The organism is Vibrio anguillarum, from assembly GCF_001989995.2.
GTDB classification, from domain to species: domain Bacteria; phylum Pseudomonadota; class Gammaproteobacteria; order Enterobacterales; family Vibrionaceae; genus Vibrio; species Vibrio anguillarum.
Genome location: NZ_JAHGUP010000007.1, coordinates 16,413 through 27,471 on the forward strand (window position 1 = coordinate 16,413; position 11,059 = coordinate 27,471).

Genomic DNA, 11,059 nt, shown 5'->3' on the forward strand with positions numbered 1-11,059 from the left:
GTTGAATATCCGATACCACTTAGCTCACTAACAAATGTGTGGCCAAATCTGAACTGAACGATTTTTCTAAATGAGCCTGTCACGGATTAGCTTAGATACGGAAAATTATCATTTTCTACTATCGCCATTTGTATTGGTTCTAACACGGTGACATCTTGCGTTTCGCTTATAATTAAAATTTATCATTTTTATAATTACTGATAATTTTATTTAATCCATCAATCTCCATATACTCCCATCTATCGAAACGAAGCCAAAAAATCAAAGGTATTAGGAGCGAATTATGAAAATGAATCACGTCGGTATTATGGTTGGCGATATGGATAAAGCTGTTGAGTTCTACACTCAAGCTTTAGGTTTAAAAATCGTTATGAATAATACACAAGTTATTGAAGAGCGAGAGTCAGCGATTGGCCGCATGTGTATTGCTGTTTTTGGTGAGGGTTTCAAAGGTTTCAATATTGCACATCTAGTAACAACTGATAGTATTGGCGTTGAATTGTTTGAAATGAAAGAGCGCGAAGAGCGTCACGAAGTAGACTTCTCTCGCCTTGGTATCTTCCACTTCTGTCTACAAACCGACGACTTTGAAGGCGCTATTAAGCGCATTGAACAATATGGCGGTAAAGCCCGTATGGATATCATGCGTTACCACCCAGAAGATGATAACAAGCTCGCTAAAATGGTTTATCTAGAAGACCCATTTGGCAACCTTTTTGAGCTTTACTCGCACTCATACGAAGAAACTTATGCCTCTGATTACGAATAGTCGATCTGTGATGCATTAATAAAATTTCAAGGGCAGGTAGCACAACCAGCCCTTTTTGATTTCTATTGCAAGGTCAGCTATGAAGCTTTAATGCCAATATCATCTGCTTATGTGGAGTTCAATCAAGTCAAACAGCCTTAAAAGAGTGATCAATAACATCAATGACTTGCTCATAACGCCTAGCAAGAGGTGAGTTAAGTTTGCTAACCAAGTAAACAGGTTCTTGTATATCTTCGGTAATGTTGAATATTTTTAGCTGCTCTTTATCCGCGAACAAGTTAACGCACCATCGAGGAACTACTGTAAAACCGATCCCTTTAGCTATAGGGACTAATATTTGGTGCACTTGGTTAATATAGCTTTGCGTCGAAACATCTTCCAAATTGACTAGACGAAGCAAATCATTATTCGCTTGATTGACATATGTTTGGAAGTAGTGAGCGAAATCTGGATGACGAACGACTCCCAATTCTATTAACAAGTCATTTATAGGCAAGCTTTCGTCTGCGGACAGTGGTAATACAAGAGCAAGACACTCCGCACCAACAATACGGCTCGCGAAATATTTAGGGTTAGGTTCTTTTGTCACTAGACCTATATCCAGTTTCCCCTGCAATATCTGCTCAAATATACGATGGTTTGGCGTTGCTTCTAACTCAATGGATAAGCCTGGATAACTCACTTGCAAAGAAAGTAATTGTGAATAAATCAGCCACGCGAAAGTCCCCGAACAGCCTATAGTACAGCGACCACGGAAAGGTTCGTCGTGTGCCAGATTCTGTAATAACTCAAACTCTTCTTCAAAGTGTTTGACAGCATAATCGTAAACTTTCCGCCCATAGATTGTTAACTCAAATTTCTTGTTAAATCTCTTTATCAAAGGATAACCGCAAGCAGCTTCTAGTTTATTTATGTGCTGGCTTACCCCAGGTTGCGTCATATGGAGTAACTCAGCCGTTTTAGTAAAGTGCCCAATATCGACTAATGTTTTAAAAGTGTTTAACCAAATAGGATTGAGCATAGTCATAAACCAATAGTTATTAATAAATCAAATTTCAATAATAATTGATTATAAATGAATCAGCATGTCTTTGGACAAAATGTATGTTTCAGATTGCAATATGATAAAACATTATTGCATTAGCTTTTGAAACGAAGAAATCGGGAGTGTACGGATAAAGTTTGTCAGCGACAAAAAGGTGATGCTTGCAGCATAAGTCTGCATAGCCAGAACGAGCTTTCAAATAGTTACAAAGATATTTGCAGAATAAGTTCGCATAAAATTGCATCAAAAATCTGCATATTTGAGTAGGTATCTAAATCCTACGTTGTAAAGTTACTACATCATAGCCAATGCCCGTAGATAATCGTGTCAATGAGCATACGTTTAACAAAGTTTTGGACACATGTAAGTTATCGATTTTGCTAAATTAGCATTTAATGCATTACTTGAAGTATAGCAAAGTGCTCATTCGTGACACTTATTAGCGACTGATGATTAATTTCAATCCTAATCCTCCCATCACTGACCCAGACAAATAATCAATAAATTGTTTAAATTTTAAGTACGCTTGACGAGGGCGTGAAGCAGATAAAACTAAAGCTACAATAAGATACCATCCTGCATTACTCAAAAATGTGCAGATTGGAACCACAATATAGAAATACGTAGGTATGTTTTGCGGTAGCAGTGTTGTAAATACGCTGGCAAATACGATGGCTGTTTTGGGGTTGCTGAGTTGGGTTCCTAAACCTAATAAGTACGAACGAAATAAGGAAATGTCTTGGCATCGAGTAGCATCTATGGACTGTAACGGAATTCGAGCTGATCTCACAATTCCAAATGCCAAAAACAAGAGATAGCATCCGCCTGCAATTTTAAATATTGAATAGCTTACCGGCATCAGGCTAAAAATCGTTTGTAATCCGAGTAAGGCGGCAACCGATAGAACTAAAGCTCCCGTCCCCATACCTAACGCGGTAAAAATCCCATGCCGTCTTGAAAGTGAAATTGCTCGTCTGGCAACAAAGATAAAGCTGGGACCCGGACTCATAGCGCCGAGAGTAAGCGCTCCAGTGATTGCCAATATTGGCATGTATGTTTGCAAATCAAGGTCCATGTGTTTCCTCACTAACTATCTATAAAAAAACCAGCTCAATGAGCCGGTGATAAAATAAAAAGCTACCAGAAACTTAACTTTATGCTTGATAGGCTTTCGCTAGTTTATCCAAAAATTCGTGTAGCTTTTGGTTCATCTCATCATAGTCATGATTCATTAGTACTTCAGGCTCATCAACGAAACGATAGTTTGCTGCCTCGCTGAGATCATCATTTTCTATCAGCAACGCTACAACATCTTTAGTCAATTCCATATGACACTGAAAACCAAACACAAAATCGCTATAAGCAACGATTTGTCGAGGACAGCCTTCACTGTACGCAATGATTTTGGCGTCTGGAGTCAGTCCCGGCATGTCGTTGTGCCAATGCCCCACTTCCAGAACGGTGCCGAAATGGTCAAACAGTGGATGGGTACTGCCGTCTTTGGTTAGCGTGATAGGGAACTTACCAATTTCGCGTTCAGGACTATGCTCATAGTGAGCACCTAATGCTTCACCAATGAGTTGAGATCCCAAACAAATACCAAGTACGACTTTTCCTGCATCAATCGCTTTTGTAATTACCGCCTTTTCACCTTTGGCATCGAAATGAGCACATTGTTCGATAGTGGTCACAGGATCTTGTGGGCCGCCCATGACAATCAGAAAATCGATATCATCTACTTTTTCCGGAAGAGAGTCACCGTCATAAACCCGAGAGTAACCCGTTGAATGGCCACGAGTTTTAGCCCAAGACTCATAAGCTCCCGGAGCTTCAAAATGTTCATGGATGATAAAGTGAATGTGCATCATTTAGTCCTTTTGTTTTTTGATAACAATTGACTGATGATGTTATATCAAAACAAACTGGCGTAATTTATAATGACTGACAATTAATGTAGACAAGCCGCCATTTATGCAAGCTAATGATTTAATCAGAGATTTTCCAGATAAACAATTTATAACTAAAACGACTATCATGGCTTCTGGTTATATTGATGATTTCCATTCACACCCATGGCACCAAATCGTCTTCCCACGTCAAGGTTTGTTACAATCAGACATTAGTGATAAAAGTGGAATAGTCCCTCACAATGGTATGCTCTTTATCCCCGCCAATACCATTCATAAATCTGTTGCAATTACAGACACAGAATTTTTAGCGATTTACCTCAACCCTAACAAACATGTGCAGTATGGAAGTGAGCCGAAATCCTGTCAGGTAAGCTCCTTCCTCAAAGAGTTGATATTGCTTTTATTTAAAAGTGATACGCTCTCACAGCCGGAATCCAACTTGGCACATTTGTTAACAGTCTTACGAGATCAAATCGAGGCAGCAAAAAGTTATGAAATACCACTTCTCATCCCTACGGACAAACGCCTTTTATCTATTTTTCTACAGCTTAAACAGCAACCTGACTTACCGTTTACGTTAAAAGAATGGGCAAAAAAAGTCGGAGCATCTGAGCGCACATTATCCAGATTATGTGCGAAAGAGTTCTCTCAATCATTTGCTCTGTGGCGACAAAATATAAGGCTGGTTTTATCTCTGCCATTATTAAGCTCGAAAATGAGCATACAGGAAATTGCTATGGAGTTGGGATACGCATCTGATTCATCCTATGTACAGGCTTTTAAAAAGCTGTTCAATCAGACACCAAGAAAATACCGCACTGCAAACCTATAAACGAGTACAGACTCTCTAATACACGGATTACACTACTTTTGGGATTATTTTTAGTATAGCAAAATCAAGAACCATCTCTGATGCACTATCTGAGACGAAACTCACTTTGGGGCAGAAGTAAGTTGAGTTTTAGTGAGCAGTGGCATTGCTCTTTGGCTTTTCTGTATATGGAGGCCCCTCGCTGGCTTGATCTTAGAAGTATCAAACCACCAAGGTATGATTCCGTATTACTCGTTCTGAGCAACTTTGACCATAGTTTCACCATTTATGAGGTCAATGTTATCTCCAAAGTAAGAAGCAATGTCATCAGGTTTGATTTTATCAAGCTTGCTTCCTGAATATTTAAAGGTACCTTCATCACATACGTTATCTGGAGTGCCACACAGTATCTTCACCTTATAATTAGGATGATTTGACTCAAGTATTCTGAAGCCAACACCTCCATCAGGTGCTGAGAGCCACAACATTTCACCAAGCATTTGGTGTTGCGTTGATGCTGTTTCTTCGAACCTGAAGAAGGTGAAGAAAAGAACTAGAAGTGCTAATACCGTTGCTGCTCCTAAGATTAACAACCACTTTATTATTTTTCTCATATTACTCCGATACGACTAACGTATTTGTTGAGAAGTCGTAGTCTAAATCGACTTCAAAAAGTTGAAATTGTTCAATGTAAGCGTTTGGAATTACAACAGGTGGACGCCAGCTTGGGTCCAACTCTAGATGCTCGGCGAGATCTATTACAAATGTCATACAGTTGTGACTATCCAGATCATAAGGGAGTTTGTCAGGACTGTTATTACTGCTCATTTTATTTTTAAGCCAGCTATCTCCCCTTGCAAAAAAGCTTCCCCTTAAGACCACACCAGAGATTCTGCCGCTTTGTCCTGAGCTTTTTGAGATTGATTTCAATGTTTTTTTCAGAGAGCTTTCGGTAATCAATCCGTTGATTAGTTTCACATTTGGAATTGAGACCTTTCTGACATTTCCTGGAATATCGGAAGCTCTGTTCGGGTAACGACCATATTCGTAATACCTCGTCACTCCGGTCTCTCCGTTAATCAATATGACCCCAGCATGCCCGAGGTACGGTGCTTTCACTTTAGGGGTCGTAATATCTAACCCAAATAGATCGAATGTCTGTTCGCTTGCAACAAGAATTTCGTAATCAGGGAATACTATGGGTATCAGGAAATCTTCTATACCGGAGACATATATTTCATATGGAGTTACATCGGTAACTGGGGTTGAGGATACAGTGTCAGTCATTAATGGCCTCCTAAGAACCATTTCTTAGTTGGTTTAGGCTTGAGAGATACCGTTTTTATCGAAGCACCTTTTGCTAGGCCTTTTATTTCCCCTTTAGCGTTGGTCTTTACGACTTCTTCTGTGCCATCACTGAACACACAAATTAACTCCATTTCGGAACATACCGAGCCCGAGGAATCCTTAACCAAAAGATTGATATCATATAGTTCTTCAGCAGCCGCAATAATTATTTTTGCTAAAGCAGTTGAAGGGGCGTCCCCAATATTGACGGTTCCGCTTCCAATAGTAACACCGCCACAGCTTATCGCTCCTCCGGTAATAGCTGCCGCTTTTCCATCGATCTTTACCGTAGATGAGCCTGATGCAATAGCACGATCATGTGGAGGGTGTTTAGGTTTATCATGTGGCTCTAAAGGATCTCCAACTCTAGCTGCGGGAGAACCATCAAAATTGACTGTAGGAGATCCAGCGATTACAGGTGTTGGAGGAAAGCCATCATGCTCGGTTCCTTGATCCCCCACTTTAACTGCTTTAGCCATTTCGCAAGTCCTTCACGATACTTATAGTGGGTAAGACTTTAATCTCATATTTATTGTTATGCAATGAGGTGCTTTAATAATATGAATGAAGATCAATAGATGTTATTTGAGCCGTTTGGCGTAGTTCTAGGGGTACCTATCCTAAATTATCGTTTACAGCGCTATTTCTGCGATGATTAAGCCTAAATTGAGAAATCTCGTCTAGAGGGGAAAAGTTAGTTCATAGAAAACTATTGAGCTTAGATCGGCTTTCTAAATTGAACATTTGAGGTCAAAAGCAAAAAAATCTGCTACACATTTGCTAAAAAGTAAAGGGCCTGAGAAGAGCTATCACTCTCAGGCATTTCTGTATATCGTGGCCCTCGCAAACTTGAACTGCGGACTAATCGTTTATGAGTAAAGGTCTACTTTCATTCCTGCACTATGCCTAACCGATACTACTGTGCTGAAACTTTACGACACTAGTTATTATCACCGTCGCCTGACTGGACCTGAGTTTTGTCGTCAAAAGCAGATTAGAATATTTAATGCGGCTCTGGCAAGCAACATACAGAGGTTCTCTCGCTCGTAAATCGCAATGGGGAATTGAATTCATATGACATTGGGAAAATAGACTTCTATACCCCTGCCCAAATTCTTCGACTGCTCAAATAGTCATCATCCGCATGGCTCAAAGGTCGCCGAGTAAGAAATTGTTCAAAGTTCTAACAAAAAATACTCCACTGGTAATAGAATATTCGACTAAAATCACACGCTTAACGCGAAAATTTCAAGGACCGGGTATGAATAATCAGGGCTGGATTCACTATTGGCGTAATTCTCTTGCCGATGCCGATAGCGCGAAAGGTGCATTAAAAAAGCAAGATCTGAAGAATTATGTACGAGCGACAACCGACGAGTTCAAAGAAGGTAAGCTTAAACCTGATTCTACATTGCTAGAAGATCTGTTTCGCAATGAACCCGATACCCTAACCGCCGTACAAATTCATCATCGACCGGTCACCTATTATCTTCGGAAAGTTCATGGCAAAGATTACAGCGGTAATATGCCTGGTGTACTGACACCGATTGTCTGCTCTTTATGGGTCAATCGTGAAGGACTACTATTTCCCCACACCACGCCATTCATACCTCGTGATTTGCTTGCTCCTCAAGGAAATGACACCTTTACTATCGCTGACGTCGATAAGCTCGATGAATTCCTGACAACAAATGAAATTCCAGCGCAGTCTACTGAAAGTATTCCAGCCAAATTCGAACAAGAAGAACAGTATCAGAACCATCAAAAAGATTGGCACAACTACTACGGACTCACCCAAAAACTATTTGCCGATTACTGTGATAGAAACCGAATCGAGCAATTCTACGAAGAAATTGAAAGTCGTGGCTTAGTCAACAAAATCAGCGAGTGCTTGGGAGCTTCAAGGCATATTTTAAAACTGTACGATAACCTGAGCAATTCAAACACAACCTTGCCTTTGCTTGATAGTTACGCGGCAAAAACAGTAACCAACCACGATGAATGTATTGATGTATCTCAGACAGTGAATTCGCGTTTTGGCCACTCAAATAGTCAATTCCCGCTAGCTAAAGCGCAATGCGATGCCTTGGCCCATACCTTAGCCATGCAAGAAGGCGATATTCTTGCGGTAAATGGTCCTCCTGGCACAGGTAAAACAACGTTTGTTCTATCTGTAGTCGCGTCACTGTGGATTGAATCTGCGCTAAAAGAGAGTCAACCGCCGCTAATCATTGCGGCATCAACTAATAATCAAGCAGTAACCAACATCATTGATGCTTTTGGTAAAGACTTCGATGAAGGCGACGACGAACTATCAGGCCGATGGTTACCCGACATTTTTAGCTATGGTGGCTACCTGCCATCGGCGTATGGAGAATTGGAAGCTGCCAAAAGTTACCAAACTAAGCATTTCTATGAAAAAGTCGAGCAGTTGGATTTTCTCGATCAAGCCCAAGCGCATTATTTGGATAGAGCAAAACAGGCGTTTCCACAACAGAATTTTGCTGATGTAACGCAAGTTAAAGCGTATCTCCTTGCCGAATTGCGCCAACATCAAAACCAGTTAGATCACATCCAAAACAATTGGCATCACTACAACCGCCAACTGAATGACATCCATTCTCGGCTTGGGGACAATCCCCAACAAACATTGGCAGATCAACAACAAGCCGTTTCTAATGCGCAAGAATTGAAAGATAACGCCAAAGAACAGTTAACTGCGTGGCGAAGCTACCTTGGCAATGAATCTACATGGTTAACTCTGTTTAAGTGGTTACCGCCAATCAAGAATAAACTTGAACTCCAGCGCAGGAGTTTCATGTTTAACCTTATTGAGCACGATGAAGAGCAAATTGAAAATCTGTCATCAGACCGATTTGAGAGCCTACTCAAGCAAGTATTTTCTAGTAAAAAAGACGATTTTGATGATCAAAAAAATCGGTATCAATCTTGCTTAGAGCAGTATCAAGAGTTTGAGCAATCACAACTGAATTGGCTTGATTCTATCAATAACTTTACTGAAGACTCTCCAGAGCAAACTATTCCACAACTGACCGACATCGATTCGGTTTTAGATATCACGACCCGTTTTCGAATGTTCCGCTTAGCTGTCCATTACTGGGAAGCACGCTGGCTGCTCAGTTGCCGAGATTTGGGCCAAGAGTTGAACAAGCAGGCCCGGAAAACAGGTTTGAAAACGGTTCGTCCTCGCTGGCAACGCCGAATGATGCTCACTCCTTGCATTGTATCAACGTTCCATTCTCTGCCTTCTCATATGACTTACCAGTCTCACGTTGGGAATAATGAATTTGAAACTGACTATCTGCTTAATGAAATCGACCTTTTGATCGTTGATGAAGCAGGCCAAGTAGCTCCAGAAGTTGCCGCGGCCTCGTTCTCACTAGCCAGAAAAGCGTTGGTGATTGGTGATATTTACCAAATCCCGCCGATTAGAAATGTGTGCTCATCAATTGACCGAGGTAATTTAAAGCAGCATAAAGTTATCGGCTCTGATGATGAATACACAGTCATTCAAGAGGAAGGCCGAAGTGTAGTGACTGGCAGTGTGATGCATGTAGCGCAACAAGCAAGCCGCTTTCATTATATGCCGGAAGCTGAGCCTGGAATGTTTTTGCAAGAACATAGACGCTGCTACGATGAATTAATCTCATACTGCAATGACCTTTGCTATCAAGGTATCCTGATCCCCAAGCGAGGACAAGTGACCGAAGATAGCCTCTACTCTCCTTTCAGTCATTTGCACGTCGACGGTATCGCGGAATCATTTAGCGGCAGCCGACGCAATAAGTTAGAAGCAGAAACTATCGCTGCATGGCTACATGCCAATAAGGTTGAAATAGAGAATTACTACGGCGAGCCACTGGCCAAGTGTGTGGGTATCATTACTCCATTTTCAGCTCAAGTGAACCAGATCAAGACCGCGTGTGGTGAGTTCGATATCAAGGCAGGCAAGGGGGATGACCAACTAACCGTTGGCACCGTTCACTCTCTTCAAGGTGCTGAACGCAAAATCATTATTTTTTCCCATGTGTACACCAGACACAACGATGGCGGGTTTATCGATATGGATCCATCAATGCTCAACGTCGCTGTCTCTCGAGCCAAAGATGCATTCTTGGTGTTTGGTGATTTGGATATCATTGAAGCTGCGCCATCATCTTCTCCACGAGGATTACTCGCCAAGTATCTCTTCACTGACGAGCGAAATGAACTTGAGTTTAGTGTTGGTCAACGCCCCGATTTATTACAAATATGCGGCCATCCGAAACTGCTAACCAATGCCGAAGAGCACGATGCGTTCTTATCAAAACTGCTGAGGGAAGTACAACGAAAAATAGATATCGTCTCGCCTTGGTTACTGCTAGACAAACTGCAATCAACTGGGCAGTTAGAACTACTAAAAACAGCACTGCACAAAGGTGTCCAGATAACCATACACACCGACAGACATTTCAATACCACGGTCGCAAACCACCCGGATACCAATAAAGTAAAAGCGTTTCAACATTGCTGCACGACCTTGGAACAGCTTGGTGTCGTTATCAATGTGATAAATGGTGTCCATAGTAAAAGCGTTTTTGCTGATGATCGGTATATGGCGGTGGGGTCATTCAATTGGTTTAGTGCAAGCAGAAGCGGAAAATACGCCAACATCGAGACATCATTAATCTATGTCGGAGAGTTAGAGAAGGAGATCAAAACTCAACTCGACTTCTTAAATAGCCGAAGCTGCAACACAAACAAGCAGCCCGTGACGTAGACACAAAACGTCACTCTTTTGTCCCGAAGTGACTCAAAATCATTTTCAGCATACCCTCAGACAGTTAATTGCTAATTATTCACTTTTAATTAGCAATTACGAAGTGAGTTGCATGCCTTTCACATGAATTTTATTGGGGAAAACTTGGAGCTAGAAGAGTAAGCGATTTTATGAGCGAAAATGACAATGGGGCAAAGACGTGCTGGCGAAGATCGTGCTGCCACGTCTATGGACAAAAGCTACTTAGACTAAATACTTAAATTAGAAAAATACGGATAACTTCGGGTATGGGAAAGTCGCTTAGTAAAGTGTCCAGTTTCGCGGGTGCAGATCACATGTTCAAGCCCCAAGTACACCTAACATATCGTTCAAGTCCTACGTAAGCGCGTCATAAACC

At 41.3% G+C, this 11,059-nt stretch carries 8 protein-coding genes and 1 pseudogene; 3 read left to right on the forward strand and 6 right to left on the reverse strand.

Annotated elements, in window-relative coordinates; genetic code table 11:
- Positions 1–283: 283 nt before the first annotated feature.
- Complete coding sequence (locus PL85_RS01080) at positions 284–769, forward strand: VOC family protein (protein WP_115339139.1); 486 nt, start codon at positions 284–286, stop codon at positions 767–769.
- A gap of 127 nt (positions 770–896) precedes the next feature.
- On the opposite strand, the gene PL85_RS01085 is transcribed toward PL85_RS01080, so the two are convergent.
- The 3 genes from PL85_RS01085 to PL85_RS01095 all read right to left on the reverse strand — a co-directional run bounded on the left by PL85_RS01085 (position 897) and on the right by PL85_RS01095 (position 3,679).
- The gene (locus PL85_RS01085; protein ID WP_088728997.1) at positions 897–1,796 is read right to left on the reverse strand and encodes a LysR family transcriptional regulator; all 900 of its coding nucleotides are present in this window, start codon (positions 1,794–1,796) and stop codon (positions 897–899) included.
- Between the two features lie 457 nt (positions 1,797–2,253).
- Complete coding sequence (locus PL85_RS01090) at positions 2,254–2,889, reverse strand: LysE family translocator (protein ID WP_094132352.1); 636 nt, start codon at positions 2,887–2,889, stop codon at positions 2,254–2,256.
- Between the two features lie 79 nt (positions 2,890–2,968).
- Positions 2,969–3,679, reverse strand: a complete 711-nt coding sequence (locus tag PL85_RS01095; protein WP_094132354.1) for a type 1 glutamine amidotransferase — start codon at positions 3,677–3,679, stop codon at positions 2,969–2,971.
- A 106-nt stretch (positions 3,680–3,785) separates the two neighbouring features.
- Between PL85_RS01095 and PL85_RS01100 the strand changes: the two genes are divergently transcribed.
- The gene (locus PL85_RS01100) at positions 3,786–4,556 is read left to right on the forward strand and encodes a helix-turn-helix transcriptional regulator (protein WP_094132356.1); all 771 of its coding nucleotides are present in this window, start codon (positions 3,786–3,788) and stop codon (positions 4,554–4,556) included.
- A gap of 227 nt (positions 4,557–4,783) precedes the next feature.
- Here the strand turns inward: PL85_RS01100 and PL85_RS01105 are convergent, their stop codons facing one another.
- The 3 genes and pseudogenes from PL85_RS01105 to PL85_RS18785 all read right to left on the reverse strand — a co-directional run.
- Entirely contained in the window at positions 4,784–5,149 is a 366-nt protein-coding gene (locus tag PL85_RS01105) for a hypothetical protein (protein WP_234427350.1), read from the reverse strand.
- A 1-nt stretch (position 5,150) separates the two neighbouring features.
- On the reverse strand, positions 5,151–5,822 hold the full coding sequence (locus PL85_RS01110) for a hypothetical protein (RefSeq protein WP_174223797.1): 672 nt from the start codon (positions 5,820–5,822) through the stop codon (positions 5,151–5,153).
- A gap of 257 nt (positions 5,823–6,079) precedes the next feature.
- Positions 6,080–6,361: pseudogene (locus tag PL85_RS18785) on the reverse strand (type VI secretion system PAAR protein); the annotation flags it as partial.
- 782 nt (positions 6,362–7,143) lie between these two features.
- On the opposite strand from PL85_RS18785, the gene PL85_RS01120 reads away from it, so the two are divergent.
- Positions 7,144–10,662, forward strand: coding sequence for an AAA domain-containing protein (locus tag PL85_RS01120; RefSeq protein ID WP_115339141.1), 3,519 nt, complete (start codon positions 7,144–7,146; stop codon positions 10,660–10,662).
- Positions 10,663–11,059 lie beyond the last annotated feature (397 nt).